At 41.0% G+C, this 20,511-nt stretch carries 16 protein-coding genes, 1 tRNA gene and 2 pseudogenes; 15 read left to right on the forward strand and 4 right to left on the reverse strand.

Features of this window, described 5'->3' with window-relative positions; all coding sequences use genetic code 11:
- Positions 1 to 5: 5 nt before the first annotated feature.
- From rnpA to rpmH, 5 genes are all read left to right on the forward strand, one after another.
- On the forward strand, positions 6 to 365 hold the full coding sequence (rnpA, locus tag ELZ47_RS01205) for a ribonuclease P protein component (RefSeq protein WP_002917781.1): 360 nt from the start codon (positions 6 to 8) through the stop codon (positions 363 to 365).
- Positions 349 to 1,164, forward strand: a complete 816-nt coding sequence (locus ELZ47_RS01210) for a YidC/Oxa1 family membrane protein insertase (protein WP_125330807.1) — start codon at positions 349 to 351, stop codon at positions 1,162 to 1,164. The genes rnpA and ELZ47_RS01210 overlap by 17 nt, the downstream gene beginning before the upstream one ends.
- A gap of 21 nt (positions 1,165 to 1,185) precedes the next feature.
- A complete protein-coding gene (gene jag / locus ELZ47_RS01215) occupies positions 1,186 to 2,211 on the forward strand; it encodes an RNA-binding cell elongation regulator Jag/EloR (RefSeq protein ID WP_125330808.1) in 1,026 nt (341 codons plus the stop codon).
- A 48-nt stretch (positions 2,212 to 2,259) separates the two neighbouring features.
- Positions 2,260 to 2,892 (forward strand): ribonuclease P, encoded by a 633-nt coding sequence (locus tag ELZ47_RS01220; protein ID WP_125330809.1) that lies wholly within the window; start codon positions 2,260 to 2,262, stop codon positions 2,890 to 2,892.
- 138 nt (positions 2,893 to 3,030) lie between these two features.
- Positions 3,031 to 3,165 carry a 50S ribosomal protein L34 gene (rpmH, locus tag ELZ47_RS01225; protein ID WP_002893904.1) on the forward strand — a complete coding sequence of 45 codons (135 nt, stop codon included), beginning with the start codon at positions 3,031 to 3,033 and terminating at the stop codon, positions 3,163 to 3,165.
- Between the two features lie 269 nt (positions 3,166 to 3,434).
- On the opposite strand, the gene ELZ47_RS01230 is transcribed toward rpmH, so the two are convergent.
- The 3 genes from ELZ47_RS01230 to ELZ47_RS01240 are packed head-to-tail and all read right to left on the reverse strand — an operon-like array spanning position 3,435 to position 5,553.
- Positions 3,435 to 4,847 carry a DUF4153 domain-containing protein gene (locus tag ELZ47_RS01230; RefSeq protein ID WP_125330810.1) on the reverse strand — a complete coding sequence of 471 codons (1,413 nt, stop codon included), beginning with the start codon at positions 4,845 to 4,847 and terminating at the stop codon, positions 3,435 to 3,437.
- A gap of 2 nt (positions 4,848 to 4,849) precedes the next feature.
- On the reverse strand, positions 4,850 to 5,068 hold the full coding sequence (locus tag ELZ47_RS01235) for a helix-turn-helix domain-containing protein (protein ID WP_002899126.1): 219 nt from the start codon (positions 5,066 to 5,068) through the stop codon (positions 4,850 to 4,852).
- An 8-nt stretch (positions 5,069 to 5,076) separates the two neighbouring features.
- A complete protein-coding gene (locus ELZ47_RS01240; RefSeq protein ID WP_002917772.1) occupies positions 5,077 to 5,553 on the reverse strand; it encodes a DUF2975 domain-containing protein in 477 nt (158 codons plus the stop codon).
- A 205-nt stretch (positions 5,554 to 5,758) separates the two neighbouring features.
- Here ELZ47_RS01240 and ELZ47_RS01245 point away from each other — a divergent pair.
- The 8 genes and pseudogenes from ELZ47_RS01245 (at position 5,759) to rsmA (ending at position 14,290) form a co-directional block, all read left to right on the forward strand.
- Positions 5,759 to 6,845, forward strand: a pseudogene (locus tag ELZ47_RS01245) (ArsR/SmtB family transcription factor).
- Positions 6,846 to 6,975: 130 nt separating this feature from the next.
- Positions 6,976 to 8,217, forward strand: coding sequence for an MFS transporter (locus tag ELZ47_RS01250; RefSeq protein WP_125330812.1), 1,242 nt, complete (start codon positions 6,976 to 6,978; stop codon positions 8,215 to 8,217).
- A 96-nt stretch (positions 8,218 to 8,313) separates the two neighbouring features.
- Entirely contained in the window at positions 8,314 to 9,084 is a 771-nt protein-coding gene (locus tag ELZ47_RS01255) for a TatD family hydrolase (protein WP_126435026.1), read from the forward strand.
- Positions 9,077 to 9,646, forward strand: coding sequence for a ribonuclease M5 (gene rnmV / locus ELZ47_RS01260; RefSeq protein ID WP_369008099.1), 570 nt, complete (start codon positions 9,077 to 9,079; stop codon positions 9,644 to 9,646). Before ELZ47_RS01255 ends, rnmV begins: the two co-directional genes overlap by 8 nt.
- 11 nt (positions 9,647 to 9,657) lie before the next feature.
- Positions 9,658 to 9,792: pseudogene (locus ELZ47_RS01265) on the forward strand (SDR family NAD(P)-dependent oxidoreductase); the annotation flags it as partial.
- A 305-nt stretch (positions 9,793 to 10,097) separates the two neighbouring features.
- Positions 10,098 to 12,194, forward strand: a complete 2,097-nt coding sequence (locus ELZ47_RS01270) for a retron Ec67 family RNA-directed DNA polymerase/endonuclease (protein WP_126435028.1) — start codon at positions 10,098 to 10,100, stop codon at positions 12,192 to 12,194.
- Between the two features lie 360 nt (positions 12,195 to 12,554).
- The gene (locus tag ELZ47_RS01275) at positions 12,555 to 13,343 is read left to right on the forward strand and encodes a hypothetical protein (RefSeq protein WP_126435029.1); all 789 of its coding nucleotides are present in this window, start codon (positions 12,555 to 12,557) and stop codon (positions 13,341 to 13,343) included.
- Between the two features lie 74 nt (positions 13,344 to 13,417).
- Positions 13,418 to 14,290: a 16S rRNA (adenine(1518)-N(6)/adenine(1519)-N(6))-dimethyltransferase RsmA gene (gene rsmA / locus ELZ47_RS01280; protein ID WP_126435030.1), complete on the forward strand. Its 873-nt coding sequence runs from the start codon at positions 13,418 to 13,420 to the stop codon at positions 14,288 to 14,290.
- A 145-nt stretch (positions 14,291 to 14,435) separates the two neighbouring features.
- Here the strand turns inward: rsmA and ELZ47_RS01285 are convergent.
- A tRNA-Leu gene (locus tag ELZ47_RS01285) sits at positions 14,436 to 14,518 on the reverse strand.
- A gap of 194 nt (positions 14,519 to 14,712) precedes the next feature.
- Between ELZ47_RS01285 and ELZ47_RS01290 the strand changes: the two genes are divergently transcribed.
- Both ELZ47_RS01290 and rsgA read left to right on the forward strand, forming a co-directional pair.
- Positions 14,713 to 19,398 carry a Cna B-type domain-containing protein gene (locus tag ELZ47_RS01290; protein WP_126435031.1) on the forward strand — a complete coding sequence of 1,562 codons (4,686 nt, stop codon included), beginning with the start codon at positions 14,713 to 14,715 and terminating at the stop codon, positions 19,396 to 19,398.
- A 234-nt stretch (positions 19,399 to 19,632) separates the two neighbouring features.
- Positions 19,633 to 20,511 (forward strand): ribosome small subunit-dependent GTPase A, encoded by an 879-nt coding sequence (gene rsgA, locus ELZ47_RS01295; protein ID WP_061595332.1) that lies wholly within the window; start codon positions 19,633 to 19,635, stop codon positions 20,509 to 20,511.

Here is a 20,511-nt window from a genome sequence, read left to right on the forward strand (position 1 = left end):
GAGTTTTGAGAAAAAACTATCGCGTCAAGAGCGAAAAAGATTTTAATGCGATTTTTAAAAGAGGACAGAGTTTTGCTAATCGAAAATTTGTCGTTTACATGTTAGAAAAAGAGCAAAAGCATTTTCGGGTAGGAATTTCTGTCAGTAAAAAGCTGGGGAATGCAGTGGTTCGCAATCGTATTAAAAGAAAAATCCGCCATGTCTTGATGCAGCATCAGAAACAGTTAGTCCAGGCAGACTTCGTCGTTATTGCTCGCAAAGGAGTGGAAGAGCTGGACTACCACCAAGTTGAACAAAATTTATTGCATGTATTAAAAATTGCTAAACTTTATCAGGAAGGATTCATTTGTGAAACAGAAAAGTAAATTAGGGATTTTGCTGGTTGCCTCTCTGCTCTTTCTCACAGCCTGCGGAACCAGTCAAGTAACAGCCGATTCAAATGGCTTCTGGGAGAAGCTGGTCTATTTCTTTGCCGACACCATTCGTTTTCTATCCTTTGGTGGAAGCAAGGGGATTGGGATTATTCTCTTTACCTTGATTATCCGGACAGTTCTCCTGCCGGTCTTCCAATTCCAGACGACTTCTTCGCGCAAGCTGCAGGAAGTACAGCCGCATATCAAGCGCCTGCAGGAAAAGTATCCTGGTAAGGATATGGAGAGCAGAACAGCCTTGGCTGAGGAAACTCAAAAGCTCTACAAAGAAAAGGGTGTCAATCCTTATGCCTCATTCATTCCGCTCTTTATCCAGATGCCAGTGCTCTTGGCTCTGTTTCAAGCCCTGACTCGGGTTGATTTTATGAAGACAGGTCACTTCCTCTGGCTCAATCTAGGAGCGACAGATCCGACCTTTATTCTTCCGCTGTTGGCGGCTCTCTTCACTTTCCTCAGTACGTGGCTTTCAAACAAAGCCTTGCCTGAGAGAAATGGCGGGATGACAGTCATGATGTACCTAATGCCAGTGATGATTTTCTTTTTTGCCCTCTATGCGGCGAGCGGGGTAGCCCTCTACTGGGCGGTCTCAAATGCTTATCAGGTGGTTCAGACCTTGCTGCTGAGCAATCCTTTTAAAATTATCGCCGAGCGGGAAGCCAAGGAACGGTCAGAGCGTCAATTGGAACAGAAAAAGAAACGTGCCCTGAAAAAAGCACAGAAAAAGAAAAAGTAAGTAAGAAGGAGGACTCTTGCAATGGTTATTTTTACAGGAGCAAGTGTTGAAGAAGCCATTCAAAATGGTTTGAAAACGTTGGATATTCCACGTATGAGAGCGCATATCACTGTTATTTCTCGTGAGAAAAAAGGCTTTTTAGGCTTGTTTGGCAAGAAGCCAGCTCAGGTGGATGTCGAGCCTATTGCTGAGACGACAGTTGTCAAGGCCAATCAAAAGGCTGTAAAAGGTGTTCCCGAAGAGATTAATGCTCAGAATGAGCCTGTGCAGTCTGTCAGTGAAGCGACGGTTGATTTGGGCCGTGTGGTAGCGGCCATCAAGAAGGTCGAAGGCGAAGGCGAAGTTATCTCAGATGAGGTCAAGGCTGAAATTCTCAAAAATGACAAGCAAGCCAATACGATTTTAGAAGAGACTGGCACTATTGATCTTCTCAAGACCAACCAAGCTATTGATGAGGCAGTTGCTCAAGCAGAAGCGGACGATAGCAAGGTTATCTCTTTTGAACAAGCGGCTAAAGACAAGGCTGACCCGACAGAAACAGAAGAAAGCTCTTTTGCTGAGTTAGGCATCCAAGTCGAAGCAGACTACGATATTGAAGAAGTAGTTGAAAACGTAACGAACTATGTTCAGAAAATCGTTGATGAGATGGATGTTGAAGCGGGTATTTCCAGCAGCCACAACCGCAGAACCATTAACATGCAGATTGATACCAATGAACCAGGGCGTGTGATTGGCTACCATGGAAAAGTCTTGAAAGCTCTGCAGCTCTTGGCGCAAAACTATCTTTATAACCAATATTCTAAGAGCTTCTATATTTCCATTAATGTCAATGATTATGTTGAGCATCGGGCAGAAGTGCTGCAAAGCTATGCGCAGAAACTGGCTCAGCGGGCTTTGGAAGACCGACGTGGTCAGCACACAGACCCTATGTCTAACAGCGAGCGCAAAATTATCCACCGCATCATATCTCGCATCGATGGCGTGACTAGCTATTCCGAAGGCGACGAGCCTAACCGCTATGTCGTTGTGGATATTGACAGCGAATAAAAAGAAAGCCAGCAGAGATGCTGGTTTTTGCATATAGAAAGGATTTTTATGTCACTTTTTCCAGCTATTGAAAGTTATCTGCCTCATCAAGGGGCTAAGTATATATCTCCAGACAAGGCAGGGCAGCTGCGTGAGTCTATGTTGGAGTTGAGAGCTAAAGGTCAGGCGGCACGCAAGGAGTTTGCGGACTTGGTCAAGGATTTTCAGAGTCTCTATCCCAAGCTGACCTTGGAGCGAACCAGCCAGTGGATGAATCAGGCACAGATACTGCGGCCCCATTTTTGGAATTATCTTAAAGGTTATGGGGAAATTACAGAACCGATGTTTGCTTTGCGCTTGTATGGAACTGCAGAAGATTTTGGGGTGTCGTTGGAGGTGAGCTTCATGGAGCGCAAGAAAGATGAGCGCAGCCTCAGCAAGCAAAATCGGGTCTTGGAGCTACCTATTCAGCCGCCAGCTTACTATTTTGCTCAGATAGATGGTGTGAGTCAGCGCTTTGAAGGCACAGAGGAAAATCGCCAGTTCCTTACTCAGCAGCTGGCAGTTGGTCAGGTTCGTAAGGTCTTGATCAAATACGATATTCCCCTTTCTCAGGCTGCTTCAAGAGAGCAGGTGCTGTCTCAGCTGCAGGAGGCCATGACAGCTTTGATTCCCTTTTATGAAGCGACTCGGACTTTATGATTACGTTTACAAAGAGAAAGTTATTTAAGTAAGTATTGACAAAAGCCCCAGAATCATATAGAATAGTAAAGTATGTTTAGTAACTGATCACAACTAGCCGGCTAAACGAATACAAGAATCTAAGAGGAGGTATTCATCGTGAAACGTACTTATCAACCAAGTAAAATCCGTCGTGCGCGTAAACATGGTTTCCGCCACCGTATGTCAACTAAAAACGGTCGTCGTGTATTGGCAGCTCGCCGTCGTAAAGGACGCAAAGTTTTGGCTGCTTAATCCAAACGATTTATCAAGAAACCAGCGGAGACTCGAGACCGCTGGTTTTTTTGCGCTTTTAACGAGAGGACTCTATAGAACGAAGTTCAGTACTTGAGAGGTGGTAGCAATTTTGTCCTTGTTTTCTGAGTTCATAGATTTGAACTTTGTCCTCATAAGTTAATTTCATTTTAAAAAAACCCAAAAGTTAGATTTTTTGTGTCTAACTTTTGGGGTGCGGTTCATAATCTACTTTCTGGTTTTTGAATGTCGTTAAGATCCATTGCTCCTTATCCTGCTGGTAAAAGCATTGGATACAGATAGCAGAGCAAGGTAAAGCTTATTAGGGCGTAAAAGACGCCGATGCGAATGGCTTGGATAGGTTTGTAGAAACGAATCAGGGTCAGTAGGCACCAAACCAAGAGAACTAGGATGAACCATGCTGAAATCAAGCGCAGCGGTGTTGGTCCGTAGAGGTAGATGTAGATGCCAAATAATTTCCAGCCAGCTAGCAAGGCCAGCAGACCGGTAAAGATAAAGAGGATAGTAGCTGCGAATCGCGTCCCTTTCTGATCCCAGAGTGGCTTTTTGGCAATCAGATAGAAGACGCCTAGGACTGCAAAGTTAAGGATAGATACCCGAACCAGCTGCCAGAAGCCAGCTACGGCAACGGTCGAAGCATTCTGCGGAGAAATAGCCTGAGCTACTGTTCCAGCGCTAAGGAGCTGACCGAGCTCAGTCAGGCCAGTCAGGAAGAAGAGAGCATAGGTCAGGCAGAGGCTGCCGATGATAATGTAGGCTGCGAAAGCAGGTGCTACTCGCAAAGGGCGGATGCTTGCTTGAAATTTTTTGTAGCTAAGTTTAGTATCTTTTTTGCCTAACAGACTGCCGGCTAGGAGGCCGTATAAGTACAGACTGACAGGGACAGCCAGGCAGGCCTTGAAGAAAATCATGCTGCTATCAAGACTTGAAAAGAGGGAGTCAAGTAGATTTTCAATAACATCAGCGGTATTGCTGAAGAAAGAGGCAAAGCTGTCTGAAACCTGACTCAGCTGGGACCAGACAAAGTAGACCAATATTCCTGCGACAAAGAAGCTGCTGATAATAATAGCAAGCTGTTGGGCTTTCTTTGAAGATAGACTGTCAGAGCTGTCAAAAGAGTCCTGCTGCTTGCCTTCAATAAAGACTAGAATAGCAGCAATGAAATTTTTAAAGGGCAGGATGCAGAAGGCTTGAATGGCATCAAACCAGACCAAGATCCCCAAACGCCCCTGGCTTAACCAGCCGGTGCGGGACAAAATATAGAAAGCGAATGAGATGTGGATGGCTAGAAATTGGAAAAATTCTAGCTGGCGATGAAGCCCCCAGAGACTTAAAGCCAGAGCTTGAGCTAACGTCATGATCAGAAAGCTTCTAGCCTCTAACTTGCTGTCAAGATTTTTTATCTGCAGTGATGGATAGGCCAATTTCCTGATTAGAGTTTCGCTTAGCAATATAAGACCAATTGCAAAAGGGAAAAAGGATGCAGTTTGATAATTAAAAAATACAGCAGAGTAAAAGTAGGTTAAGAGATAGAGGATTGGATAGCTGATTTTAAAGAATCGCAGTTGCTTGTCCTCTAGGCCTGTGAAGATGGTCTGTCGTTCTGCTTCTGCGGGCAGACAAGACTGGACATTCATCTGTTCTTGTGCTGGATATTCCATAATTATTTCTCCTCCTCATCGTCAGGGATATACTCCAAAATATCGCCAGGCTGGCAGTCTAGTTCACGACAGAGAGCGTTGAGTGTTGAAAAGCGGACAGCCTTGGCTCGATTATTTTTTAGGATAGATAGATTGGCTGGTGTTAGGTCAATCAACTCTGCTAAACGGCCAGCGCTGATGCGCTTTTGCGCCATGACAAGGTCTAAATTTATCTGAATCATAAGACCTCCTAAATAGTGTAGTCCACTTGATCCTGCAGCTCAATGGCCTTGCCAAAGGCATTACGGATAACACGGATAATCAGGGTCAAGATACTGCAAGAAACAGTGACTAAAAGCATGGGCAAATAGGCTGTCAGTCCCATAAAGAGGGAGATAAGAGCGACAGTGCCGACTTCCCAACCAAGATAGCGCATGTACTGAACATTTTGTGTGATAAAGACCTGATTTTTACCAATGCGGCTAAGGAGTCGATAGAGATGGACAATGCAGGCTAGAGCCAGGCAGCCTAGGACATAGCCGAGCAGCAGCAAGATCCAAAAGCGTGTCTCTCCTTGAAAGAAAGGAGAGGGGAATTCGATAACTAGGTTGACGACCCAAGGTCCAAGAGCTATCAGGATAATGGAAGCAATAAATAAAAGGCTGATACTGATTTTTGTAAGAGTAATGCTCATATCTTCAGCAGTCTTTTTCATTTTGTCTGTCATAATTTCCTCCGACTAACGTTTCATTTCTTAGTAACTATAACACGGATATTATCGATAATCAATAAAAAACTATCGAAAAAAGATAAAATCAGTCTTAAGAACTAGATGGAAGTTTCTAAAAAGTTCTTATTGTATAGAGTTGGATTTCTTGTCAGAAGATGAACAGAGCAGAAGACGATGAATATTTCACCTGATTTTTGGTATAATGAAAAACAGGAATTGTATACTCTTTCTGGTTAGAAGCGGAGTATGTGTATGTAAGGAGGGAAGAGCCTGTGGGTGTAAAGCTTGTTCATTATCGTAGTAAGTTATATGAATTTCTCATGGTGCCTGCCATCGTTTCAAGGGATGATAAACATATGTGGAGGGATTTACGGCAGAATCAAAAGGAGCTGCTTCTTGATGTACAGCCGCATTATGATAAGCTCTATCAGGATTTACTTCCTTTGAAAAACGAGCTTGTTGCGGTTAGTTTGTTTGAAGGAGCTACGGTGGGACTGGCTCCGCTCCTCTACCTCTACTTGCTAGAAAAAGGAGAAGATCCGGCCAGTCCGCATGACTTGTTAGAATGTCTGAAAAAACTAGATGCAGAGCAAATCATCTATTGCTTATCACTTAAGCTTTCTAAAGGGGAAGTCATTAAGGGACATCCTGAAGATCTGCTGGCTTTTATAGAGAATAGTGACAAGTCTCCGGAAAATAAATGGTACTGGTACCAAGCTATTCAGCATCCAGAGAAGCTTCGGGACCAATTAGTTTCCTTGTTGGAAAGAGTGTTCGAGCTCTATCAGCCTATTTATAAGCAGTTTGAGCAGGAAGTTCTAGCTTTTGAACAAGAATTTAGCCTATCTGATGTGATGAATGATGATGAGCAGAATGCCAAGCTTCTTGAGAAGGACACACAAGTCTTTGTCCTGTCACCTATGTTCATTGACTCTTTTCTCGAAAAGGTTCCTGATTTCACATCCTATTCCTTAATCCTCTCGACGAGAAATTCCCAGTTATCAAAGGCGGAATCGGAGCTTAACGATGAAACATTTGCTCTGACCTTAAAAACTCTTGGTGATGAAACCCGCTATAAAGTCTTGATTGAATTGATTCAGCCGCATGCCAAGAATAAAGATATAGCTAAAAAACTGGGGCTTACAAGAGCCTCTATCTCATTCCATACGCAGAAGCTGCTAAATTCTGGCTTGCTGGAGCTTGTGGTGGATGATGATTCTGTTAAATACACGGTCAATAAAGAACTGATTCGAAAGATTATAGAGAAGTTCAAACAGGACCTAACATAGTTTCAGAAGACCTAGATTCATTCTAGGTTTTTCTATTGTAAAATAACAATCTAACAAAAATTTGACAAACACCTAATTTATTGTTATGATTTGTTAAACAAAAATCTAACAAGAGTAAAGGAGATGTCGTATGATTGTTTTTGCAAAAAACAAAAATTTTCGCCAGTTGCTCATCAATCAATGGATTTCAGGTTTTGGGGACATTGTTTTTTATTTGGCTTTGATGAACTATGTTTCTGTTTATTCTTTTGCTCCACTTGCGGTTTTATTGATTTCTCTTTCTGAAACGCTACCTCAGTTAATTCAAGTTTTTACCGGAGTTGCGGCGGACTTTCAGAAGAATCGTATCCATAAATACCTGCTTATACAGTTTAGTAAGGTACTCTTATATAGCTTGGTAACATTTTTGCTTCTTGGACAAGATTTCTCTTTCTTGACTCTGCTTGTGATTTGCTTGATTAACTTTCTGTCGGATAGTCTGAGTTATTTTTCAGGTGCCATGCTGACCCCAGTTTATGTAAAAGTGATTGAGCAAGATATGACCTCTGCTATGGGCTTTCGGCAGGCTAGTATGAGTCTGGTTCATATTTTGGGGAATCTAGCTGGCGGTTTTCTCATTTCTTGGATGAGTATTGGAGCTTTGGCGGGACTGAATGCTCTGACATTCTTGCTAGCTTACCTTGGTTTTTGGCATATTAGTAAAAGCTTACAGAACTTAGAACCGGAGTTTAGCAGTGCCAAGGAGCTAAATAAAGAGAATTATTGGCAGCATTTATTGGATTCTCTTAAGGTCTTACTGGGATTGAAAAACGTTGTGAGGTTGTTATTGGTTTCAACCTTTGGGCAAGTCACTCTGAATATTCTGACGCCAGTAGCGACTCTTTTATTGCTGAAAAGGCCTTTTTGGAATCTGCAGATCGGTCAGTCCATTGCCGTGTTAATTATTCTAAGTTCCGCTGGTCTGATCTTAGGGAACATTTTGAGTGGCAGTTTGCTGAAAAACTTTTCGACTAAGCTTGCTATGTATGCAAGCCAAGTATTTGAGGGCTTTATTCTTTGCGGTTTTTTCTGGCAAAACTTTTTACTTGTACTGATAGCAAGCTTTGCTTGCTCAGTTACAGCTGGTCTGCTGAGTCCAAGATTGCAGAAATCTGTATTCAGTATGATTCCAGAAGAGTCCATGGGAGCCATCCAGTCAGCTATTAATCTATTTAGCATGGCTGTTCCGAGTGTTTTATCCATGCTGTTAATAGCTCTTGCCAGCAGCATGGGAATTATTTATATTCTCCTCCCGCTTGTGTTAATGCTAGCACTGTCTTTCTACTTAATTATTCCAATGGAGAACTTGAAGACGGATTCGGATAGCTGTTGAATGGCAGCCATCTTATTTTTTCTGCTTTGAAGAGTCTTCTGATTTTTCAGGTCATTTTTGGTATAATAAAGGACAGGAAATACAAGGAAGTAAACCATGAAGATTTTTGATACACACACGCATTTAAATGTGGAAGAATTTGCTGGTCGAGAGGAAGAGGAACTGCAGCTGGCTGCAGAAATGGGCGTCAGCAAAATAAATATTGTCGGTTTTGACCGACCGACCATTGAGCGCGCCTTGGAGCTGGCAGATAGCTATGATCAGCTTTATGCTACGATTGGCTGGCATCCGACTGAGGCGGGGACTTATGACGAGGCGGTGGAAGCCTATCTGTTGGACAAGCTTCGTCACCCCAAGGTGGTGGCTTTGGGCGAAATTGGGCTGGACTATCACTGGATGACAGCGCCCAAGGATGTTCAGGAGCGGGTGTTTCGACGCCAAATCCAGCTCTCTAAAAAGCTGAATCTACCCTTTGTCGTTCACACACGTGATGCTTTGGAAGATACTTATGAGATTATCAAGAGTGAGGGAGTTGGTCCTCGAGGCGGTATTATGCACTCTTATTCGGGTTCTTTGGAAATGGCAGAGCGCTTTATCGAGCTAGGGATGATGATTTCCTTTTCTGGAGTTGTGACCTTTAAGAAAGCGACAGATATTCAGGAGGCTGCGCAGAACTTGCCTTTGGATAAAATCCTCGTTGAGACGGATGCACCTTACTTGGCGCCTGTTCCAAAGCGTGGTCGAGAAAACAAAACAGCCTATACCCGCTATGTTGTAGAGAAAATTGCAGAACTTCGTGGGCTGACTGTCGAAGAAGTAGCGCAGGCGACCTATGAAAATGCAAAGAAGGTGTTTGGGCTTGACTGAGAAGATAAAAATCCCTCAGGTAATCGTCGTTGAGGGCAAGGATGACACAGCTAATCTGCAGCGATTTTATGAGGTTGACACTTACGAGACGAGAGGTTCCGCTATCAATGAAGAAGACTTAGAGCGGATTGAGAAACTGCACCAGCTGCGAGGTGTGATTGTCTTTACCGATCCAGACTACAATGGCGAGCGTATCCGTCGAATGATTATGGAGGCAGTGCCAACTGCTCAGCATGCCTTTCTCCGCCGTGACGAGGCAGCTCCCAAGTCTAAGAACAAAGGAAAATCGCTTGGAGTAGAGCACGCTTCGTTTGAGGATTTGCAGCAGGCATTGGCTGGGCTGGTCGGATATTTTGATGATGAGGATAATTTTGATATTAGCAAAAGCGATCTTGTGCGACTAGGTCTGCTTATGGGAAGCGACAGCCGTCAGCGTCGAGAGTATCTGGGTGAGCAACTCCGTATCGGCTATTCTAACGGGAAGCAGTTGCTTAAACGCTTGGAATTGTTTGGGGTGACCTTGGCGGAAGTGGAAGAAGCGATGCGCAAGTATTCAGTCTAACGGAGTCCGAAATGAAAAAAGTAATTATTACGGGCGGCAATAGTGGTATTGGCTACCAGGCTGCTAAACAGTTAGCTGAAAAGGGGTGGTCAGTGACCCTATTTTGCCGGCGAAAAGAAGCTGCTGAGCAAGCCTGTGAAAAAATCTGGGTTAGAGTTATGTTTTTGTTGATATTGAGATTGCACAACGTATTAATAGTATAATTGTTGGAAAAAACAAAGCTTTTATGGTATTATATGATAGCGCATGATTAGATTTTTGACTTGTGTGTTCGCAAGTATTAAGAGCAATGTTACTAGAGTGTTCAGCTCACTCCAGTAATTTCCGACAATAGTGACAGTTAGATTTTTTCGAGAATTATTCCCAACTTTCATCAATTGAAGTCTTAGGAAGATTTCTATACTGTCGTTCGCATAAGAGTTTTCATGCGCTTTTTACTAAGGATAAGATAATGAATAAATTAAACCAATTAAAAACCAAGGATGACTTAGCAAGGCTTCTTGGTTTTAAAAATGCTAGATATATCAACTATTTGTTATACGATAAACAAACTGATAATTTATATGAGTCTTTTACCATATCTAAAAAGAATGGTGGAGAAAGAATTATAAATGCCCCGAAAAAAGAGCTAAAATTCCTTCAGAAAAAATTAGCAAATGTTTTATGGGAATGTTACCTTGAAAGTTTAGAATCTAAAAATTTCCTTCAGAAAAGACTAGCTGGTATTTTATGGAAGTGCTATCTTAAAAGCCTAGAAATTAATTATATAAAAAATAATTTATCAGATTTTTTGTGGGAGTGTTTTATGAAAGTTCTAGGATTTAAACCTAAAGAAATAAAAACACCAGTACTATCTCATGCATTCGAAAAGGGAAAGAGTATTATTACCAATTCTCAGATACATCGAAACAAGAAATACATTCTTAACATTGATTTGAAAGATTTTTTTGGCTCTTTTAATTTTGGTAGAGTACGAGGTTTCTTTATAAAAGATAGAGATTTTGGTATCTCTCCAGAAATTGCTACTGTAATTGCGCAAATTGCGTGTTATCAAGGTAAATTGCCGCAAGGAGCCCCGTCTTCTCCTATCATCACAAATTTAATTACTAGAATTTTAGATTATCGGATTGTCAAAATTGCTAAAAAATATCGTTTTACATATTCTAGATATGCCGATGATATGACTTTTTCGACAAATCGTGAATTAAACTCTAATAAATTGAGAGCAAGCAAAGAGTTAGAGAACTTTTTAGCTGAATTAGAGGAGTTAATCATCTCATCTGGTTTTGAAATCAATCCTAAAAAAACACGATTGAGTAATAACATGCAACGCCAAGAAGTTACTGGACTAGTTGTCAACAAAAAGATAAGTGTAAAAAGAGAATACGTAAAAAATACTCGTGCAATGGCCTTTCAATTATATAAAGATGGAGCTTTTGAAATAGATACAAAACCAGGAACGCTGAATCAATTAACGGGACGATTTGCTTTTATTTTTCAAATAGATCAATATAACAACTACTTGCTTTATAAAAAATCCCTGATACAAAATAATCTAGATTCACAAAAATATTTATTAGGAAGAAATTCGTCAAGAAAATCTGAGTCGAAATATTATTGGAAGTATATCTTTTATAATAAAGATTTACAAAAAGAATTATTCGATAATAAAAAACATAATACATATAATTTACCTAAAGAGTTCTACAGTATCCCAGAAAACGAAAAAGAAGTTTATATGTCTTTATTTAATTCCAAAGAAAAAGAATATAAAAAATATCTGTTTTATAAATATTTTTTCGGAAATGACAAACCTATAATTATAACAGAGGGAAAAACTGATCCACGATATATTAAAGCAGCTTTAAAACATCTTTATCAAAAATATCCAGAACTTATTGAAAAAGATGGTGATAGATTTACATTTAAAATTGAATTTCTAAACCATACCAATACGCTAGAGTACCTTTTCAATGTACCAGAAGGAGGAGAAGGTTTTAAATATTGGTATAATTATTTTTCTAATCAAATACCTTCAAATTTTTTTAAGCAGCGTTTTCCTACAAAAAATGATGGAAAAGATATCTACAAGGAACTGTATCCTAATTATATAGAGTATTTTTCTAATTTAACAACAAGAAAACCCAAAAATCCTACTATATTTTTATTTGATAACGAGCCTTCGGATAATCCACTTTTTAAATTTTGTAACCATGCTGTTGATTTAAAAGTTAGTAGCAATGATCTAGATCAAGTTAGAGGTACATCATTTAATAGGATTACCAAAAAAGATAATTTGTACATAATGGCAACGCCGTTATTATCCAATAGAAATAATGGGAATTCCTCCGATATTGAAGACCTATTATTGTCACGTAATTTGCCACCCATTTTAAATGGGAAAACATTCTCCAAAAGTGGTGGTGATAATCATTACGGAAAAGAAATTTTTTCAAAGCATGTCCTAAAAAATTTCACGGAGTTTGATTTCGCAGAATTTATCCCATTGCTGGATGGAATAAGAGATAATATTTTAAATTATTGGTAAATATACCTTTTTAAAATATGAGATCAAACTGTTATTATCGGAAAATCTGATATGATATTTTCTAAAAGGAACTAAATCTTTGTAGAGATTTTCTTTTTTCTGATAGGTGACATCTAGTTTTAAATTTGTATTGACAATCAGTTGGCTGCCTACGGGAAATGCTACATTTAAATTATAACAAAAATATTGACTAATGTTATTGTCTTTGTTATAATGTGAAGAGCGGAAATGGTGTGAATTGGTAAACACGCCAAGGCTACTTGGAGTATAGCAGGTTCGAATCCTGCTTCCGAAAGGAATTGGAGGAAACACCATTCAATTTTTTTCGGAAGCAGAATTTTTTTGTCTGGAGGTCATTTAATGACAAATACATTTTTGACTAAACAACAATTATATGGGATTTATCAATCTAATTTGATTATGTGTGAGATTCAAATTGATATCATCAAAAAAAACACTAATAAAATTATTGGAGAATATTATTGGAACTTGCAAAATAACCCCCAAAATAGTAGGTTAGATAGATTGAAGTTAGAACTACAGGCATCTCAAAGGCTATACATGTTCTTGTTAGGAAACTGGTTCGAGCTACGTCTGTATAAGATATTGTATGAAAGTTCGCGAGTGAGTTTTAATGAAATGGAACTAGATGAGATTAATCAGGAGAAAAGTATTGGTGATAAATGGAAAAAGTCTTTTAAAATTGCAATTAATCATATATCTAGTACAGAAAGTTGGGAGGAAATTACTCGAGATTATATTGACAAAATGTTTCAAGATGAATATATTAAAGAAATTCAAGACGTTATTACGGCTAGAAATAGACTAGCCCATGGTCAGTGGGATATTCAATTAGCTAGTTCTGGAAAAACTGAAAGGACACCTGAATTACTTGTAAAAGTATTAAATATGCAACAAGCTGTAGAGTTTTACAATAAATTAAAAGGCCTAGCAGAGTTCTTAGAGTTGTTTGTAATCTATAAAGAAAAGGATACCTCGGATTTTGAACAAAAAGTACATAGTATTGTTGACAGAATAAATAATACTGGTTCTAGAGTGGACAACAAAGACTATGATAAATATATTGAGAGATGTGTAAAAGGCTTTGAAAATAAACGTAATAGATGTCGGGCAAGTCAAAATATTTAGGTTTGGTTATTTAACAAGTATAACTAGAAAATATATTGAATTTCTATACGGATACAAAGATTTGGAGACGATGCATGCGAATTGCAGACCATAGTGTGACCCGTGCCATTCTGGAGCGTCACGGTTTCACTTTTAAAAAATCTTTCGGTCAGAATTTCCTGACGGATACCAATATCCTCCAGAAGATTGTGGATACAGCGGAGATTGACAAAAAGGTCAATGTCATTGAAATTGGGCCTGGAATTGGGGCATTGACAGAATTTTTAGCGGAAAGTGCCGCAGAGGTCATGGCCTTTGAGATTGATGATCGGTTGGTGCCGATTTTGGCGGATACTCTGCGCGATTTTGACAATGTAACAGTGGTCAATCAGGATATTCTCAAGGTTGATTTGGCCCAGTACATAGCAGAGTTTAAGAATCCAGACCTACCTATCAAGGTAGTGGCAAATCTGCCCTACTACATCACGACGCCGATTCTCATGCATTTGATTGAGAGTGGGATTCCTTTTAGTGAGTTTGTCGTTATGATGCAGCGAGAAGTGGCCGATCGGATATCAGCTCAGCCTAATACCAAGGCCTACGGCAGTTTGTCAATTGCGGTGCAGTATTACATGACGGCCAAGGTTGCCTTTATCGTGCCGAGGACAGTCTTTGTGCCAGCGCCTAATGTGGATTCGGCGATTCTCAAGATGGTGCGCAGAGACCAGCCAGCTGTTGAGGTACAGGACGAGAAATTCTTTTTCAAGGTCTCCAAGGCCAGCTTTGTCCACCGCCGGAAGACTCTCTGGAATAACTTGACCAGTTGTTTTGGAAAGTCTGAGGAGATTAAAGGCAAACTGACAGCAGCTTTAGAACGAGCTAACTTATCTCCAAGTGTTCGGGGAGAAGCTCTTAGTTTAGAGGAATTTGCGCGCTTGGCAGACGCTTTGAAGTCTGAGGGATTATAAAAAATAGAAAATCTGCTCTATATAGCTGGTCTTCTATTTTACTAATGAGGTACATATGAAAGTGAAATTTCTGGCTTTTCTCAGCAGTGTAATTCTATTTCATAATAACAAAAAATCCTATCATGATTGATAGGATTATCTTTTATGCGGAGGAAGGGATTTGAACCCTCACACCCGTACGGGCACATGCGCCTGAAGCATGCGTGTCTGCCGTTCCACCACCTCCGCTTGAGATTCTATTATAACTTATTTTTGTGAAAATGCCAATAGAGAATATCAGTTTTTTTCATACAGTGAAAAAAGCAGAAAAATTTCTATTTTTTCTTTACTAAAATAGTTCTATGATATTGCCATTATAGCAAGTATTTGTTACAATTAAATTAATTACTTATTTAGGTAACGAAATAAAAAAGGAGAATGTTATGAAACTGAAAAAATGGCTGCTGTTTTTGATGCTGCCCCTTCTGTTTTTGCTGGATTTGAAGCTATTTACAGCAACTGCTCAAGCCGATGCTTTGAAGAATGCAATCACAGATATTAAAATCTGGGACCATTCTAATGGCCGCGAAGCAACTAAGGTTAATGGTGCTTACAATTTGGTTCAAGGGGGAAATTATCGCTATGAGCTAGTTTTTGATTTGTCTGCTTACGATAACCAGCTCAAGGATGGGGATACCTTTACCTTTACAGTACCGAACGGTGCAACCATTGCTGATGGTACAACTTTTACTCTGACGGATAATGAAACGCAGGTCCAGCTCGGAGCTGCTAAGATGACATCGAATGGTTCAGGTAAGGGCGGTCTGATCACGGTTACTATTCAGAATTTGGCAGATTACAAGTCTAAGACAACTGCTAGTGGAGTAAGAGGGAGCTTCTTCTTTGACTTTCAGGCGACGACAGTAGGCGCTGATCAGGACTGGAATTATAATCCCGAGGAAACTCAAGGCGCGATGAGCCATAAGGTAACCATTAACGAGCGCAAACAAAGCAGTTTTTCAACAGCCGGTGAAAACTACGCTAAGATTGGAGGGGTCATTGCTAAGAAGCCATATAATTCGGCTATTCTTGGCAAGAGCGGAGACTACTCCCATAACTGGACTGTTCGTATCAATACTCAGCAAAAGACTTATAATTCTCCGATTGTTATCAAGGATGTAATTCCAGATAGCAGTGCGCCAATGCAATTCGTTCCGGAGCAATTTGTCCTTCGCCAAGGGGAGTACACACAGAGTTTATCAAGTATTGCGAATTCTGTTATCTTGAAAGAAGGTCAAGATTATACGGTTGCCTATAATGACACTTATACAGAATTTACTCTAACCATCAATAACCCAGGCAACCACGCCTTTATGTTGAACTATATGACAACTTCACCAGCTGATGGTTCTTTGGTGTCGAATACGGCTGAGATGGAAGTTAATAATGAAAAACTGCCATTCAGAGATGATCGTCCTGGTGTTACGTCTTCTACAATAGAACGTAGTAGCCGGATTACAGAGGGCGGTGTCATTACAGCTGACATCAGCAACAGTCTGGTTCTCTACAAGCAAGATTCTAAGACTGGCAAAATGCTGGAAGGTGCTGTCTTTAAGGTGACAACTCCTAGCGGTGAAGAGATTACTCTGCCGCCGACAGATGCTAACGGTCGGGTTTCTACACAGCCTTTCTCAAGTGAAGAAATCAAGAAAGGTCAATTCACAGTAGAAGAAGTAACAGCTCCGGAAGGCTATGTACTGGACAGCAATCCGATGAAGGTGACTATCAAGGCTGATGGAGCGGTTAAGACAGTCAAGAATACGGTGGATCCAAATGCCAGCAAAAAGCTGACAGTCAAGAAAGTTTGGAAAGATGAAAACAATCAAGATGGCAAGCGTCCGGCTTCTATTGCTGTAGATGTCTACGCTAACGGTCAAAAGTTGGCTGATAAGACAGTGACTGTAACTGGCGGAAGTACAGATGCGGAGTGGACAGCTCAGACAACTGATTTACCAATCTTTGATACAAATGGTCAAAAAATCACCTATACAATCGGTGAAGATCAGCTTGATGGCTACGATGCTCCAGAAGTAGATCAGGGGAATCTCACTGTTACCAATACTCGTACGCCAGAGAAAATCGCTATCAAAGCCAGCAAGAAATGGGATGATGCCGAGAATCAAGACGGCAAACGTCCTGCCAATGTTGTTGTCAAACTTTATAAAGAAGTCGGCGGTCAGAAATCAGAAGTTGCGAACCGAACTCTGACTGAAGCTGACCAGTGGGCAACCGAGTTCGCCAACTTGAACAAATATGAAAAGGGACAAGAAGTTGTTTATTCTCTGGAAGAAGACGCGGTCCCTCACTATCAATCTCAGGTAACTGGCAATGCTGCTGATGGCTTTGTAGTGACCAACACTTACAAGCCAGAAACCACCAAGATTTCCGGTCAGAAGAAGTGGGATGATGCGGACAATCAAGACGGCAAGCGTCCAAATGCTGTTAGAGTCAAGATCTTGAAAGGCCAAGATATTGTCGATGTACAGGAAGTGACGGCTGCCAACGGTTGGAAATATGAATCTAATCCTCTTCCTAAATATGCAGCTGGCCAAGAAATTGCTTATACTGTTGCAGAAGAAGCTGTCTCAGGCTACACGAGCAAAGTGGACGGCTACAATATCACCAACTCTTACACTCCAGAAGCGGTCAAGGTTTCCGGTCAGAAGAAATGGGATGATGCGGACAACCAAGATGGTAAGCGCCCAGCTTCTGTTAAGGTTAAAATTCTGAATGGTGATACGGTTGTTGATGAGCAAAATGTTACTTCCGCTAACGACTGGAAGTATGAGTCTAAGGCCCTGCCTAAATATGCAGCAGGTCAAGAAATTACTTATACCGTAAGTGAGGAAGCTGTACCAGGTTATGATAGCAAAGTGGATGGTTACAACATTACCAACTCTTACACTCCAGAGACAACGACTGTGTCTGGAAGCAAGACTTGGGAGGATGGCGATAACCAGGATGGCAAACGTCCAGCTTCTATCACAGTTAATCTGCTAGCTGACGGTCAAAAAGTCAATACTCAAACAGTCGGAGAGGCAGAAGGCTGGTCTTACAACTTTACTGGCTTGCCAGTCTACAAGGATGGCCAACGAATTACCTATACAGTGACGGAAGAAGTTGTACCAGGTTATTCAACCAATCTCAACGGCTACAATATCACTAACTCTTATACACCAGAAAAGGCAGAAATCACTGCCAGCAAGACTTGGAATGACAGCGACAATCAAGACGGCAAGCGTCCAACTAAGATTAGCATTAAGCTGATGAAGACCGTCGGCGGTGTCAAGACAGAAGTCGCTAGCAAGGAAGTGACAGCTGCTGATCAATGGCAAACCAAATTTGAAAATCTGCCAGTTTATGAAAATGGTCAGAAGATTGATTACTCTATCGAGGAAGATGATGTGGCTGGCTACACTAAAGAAATCAAAGATTTCACAGTTACCAACTCTTACACTCCAGAGATGATTAAGATTTCCGGTCAAAAAGTCTGGGATGACGCTGATAACCAAGATGGCAAGCGTCCAGCTTCTGTTAAGGTTAAGGTGAAAAATGGCGATACTGTCGTAGATGAGTTGGAAGTAACAGCTGCTAACGATTGGAAGTTTGAGTCTAAAGCCCTTCCTAAGTATGCAGCAGGTCAAGAGATTGCCTATACTGTTACTGAAGAAGCAGTTGCGGACTATCAAACTAAGATTGATAAGTTTACCATTACTAATTCTTACACTCCTCAAAGTACAGAATATGCTGTTACGAAGGTCTGGGATGATGCTGATAACCAAGACGGTAAGCGTCCAGCTTCTATCACAGTGCAGCTGTATCGCTCAGTAAATGGTCAAGAGCCAATTGCTGTCGCAGGTAAGACATTGACCTTGACAGCTGATAATGAGACAGCTGCTAATACTTGGAAAGCAAGCTTCACTAATCTGCCTCAGTTTGACAAGGGACAGGAGATCACCTACTCTGTCAAAGAGGATGATGCAACAGTAGCCGTTTTGAAAGAAAAAGGTTACAGTCCGAAAGTAGAAGGTCAGACAATCACTAACTCTCATACTCCAGAGCAGGTGAAAGTTTCTGGTCAGAAAGTCTGGGATGATGCAGACGATCAAGACGGCAAACGCCCAACATCTATTACAGTAAAAGTAATGGATGGAAGCACAGTTGTTGATAGACTTGAAGTAACAGCTGCTAATGGATGGAAGTTTGAATCTAAAGACCTGCCTAAATATAGAAATGGTCAAGAGATTGCTTACACACTTACTGAAGATGCCGTTGCTCAGTATGAAACGAAGATTGATAAGTTCACTGTTACCAACTCCTACACTCCAGAAACCGTTAAAGTCTCTGGTCAAAAGGTTTGGGATGATGCCAATAACCAAGATGGCAAGCGCCCAGCATCTATCAAGGTCAAGATTTTGGACGGAGATAAGGTGGTAGATGAGCTGGAAGTAACAGCTGCTACTGACTGGAAGTTTGAGTCTAAGGATCTGCCTAAGAATAAGAAGGGCAAGAAAATCAACTATACAGTCCTTGAAGAAGTGACAGTTGAGGGTTATAGCAGCAGCCAGGAACAAGCAACAGACGGTAGCTACACCTTGACCAACAGTTATAAACCAACACAGATTGCTGTTAAGGGAACTGCGGTATGGTCAGATGCTGAAAATCAAGATAAGGTTCGACCTTCTAAGATTACTGTTCGACTCTTGGCAGATGGCAAACCAATCAAAGAACTGGTTGTATCAGAAGAAAATGGTTGGCAGTATAACTTTAGCGACCTTCCTAAGTACAAGGATGGCAAGGAAATTGTCTATAGCGTTGCTGCTGATCCAGTAGATGGCTACAAGCTTGAGATCAACGGTACTCAGCTGACCTTCAGTCATATCCCTGCTAAGAAAGAGAGTGTTGAAGATAAGGTTTCAACTAATAAGCCAGGCGGTCAAGCTCCGAAAGGCGGAGGAAAAGCTCTTCCTCGTACTGGACAGGAAGAAAGTCTTCTTGTTACTATTCTTGGCTTCCTAGCAGCGCTTCTCGCAGGAGGAATGCTGATGGCTAAGGCAAAACGCAGCTAATCAGTTTTATGACTTACTGAAAATTACAGTGAGCATCTCATACGATATAAAAAAGCGAACAGGTTCTTTTGGACTTGTTCGCTTTTATCATGCCAGTTTTATTACAAATATTTTAAAGCAGTTGTTTTCTATGAAAAATGAACCTAACCTTAAGAAATGCTTTCTATACAAAACAAGCAAGCTAAATCTCGCATTTTTTGTTATAATGAGTGTATTAACTTTTAAGGAGCAATCTTGCAAGGAAAAATAATTAAGGCTCTGGCTGGCTTTTATTATGTAGAGTCAGACGGACAGGTTTATCAGACCAGAGCGCGGGGTAATTTTCGCAAAAAAGGGCAGACACCCTATGTTGGTGATGATGTCGAATTTTCAGCAGAAAAAGACTCGGAAGGCTATATTTTAAAAATAGCAGAGCGAAAGAACAGTCTTGTACGGCCGCCGATTGTCAACATTGACCAGGCAGTTGTAATCATGAGCGCGAAAGAGCCAGATTTCAATGCTAATCTATTGGATCGTTTTCTGGTGCTTTTAGAGCATAAACAGATTCATCCTATTATCTACATCAGCAAGTTAGACCTGCTTGAAGATGAGCAGAGTTTGGATATCTATGTACAGGCCTATCAGGATATAGAGTATGAGGTTCTTAAGGCTACTGAGGAGTTGCTGCCGCTGCTGACAGGGAAAATCACTGTTTTTATGGGACAGACCGGGGTTGGAAAGTCCACTCTGCTCAATAAAATCGCTCCAGACCTGCAATTGGAAACAGGAGAGATTTCCGAAAGTTTGGGTCGTGGCCGCCATACGACACGGGCCGTCAGCTTTTACAATCTAAACGGCGGTAAGATTGCCGATACGCCAGGATTTTCGTCTTTGGATTACGAGGTGAGTACAGCTGAAGATCTCAATCAAGCTTTTCCAGAAATTGCTGAGTTCAGCCAGTCCTGTAAGTTTCGTACTTGCACTCATACTCACGAGCCGGCTTGTGCTGTCAAGCCAGCAGTTGAGTCCGGCCAGATAGCTTCATTCCGCTTTGATAATTATCTGCAGTTTCTCAGCGAGATTGAAAATCGTCGGGAAACCTATAAAAAAGTTGCCAAAAAAAATTCTAAATAA

Source organism: Streptococcus sanguinis (assembly GCF_900635155.1).
Classification (GTDB): Bacteria; Bacillota; Bacilli; order Lactobacillales; family Streptococcaceae; genus Streptococcus; species Streptococcus sanguinis_G.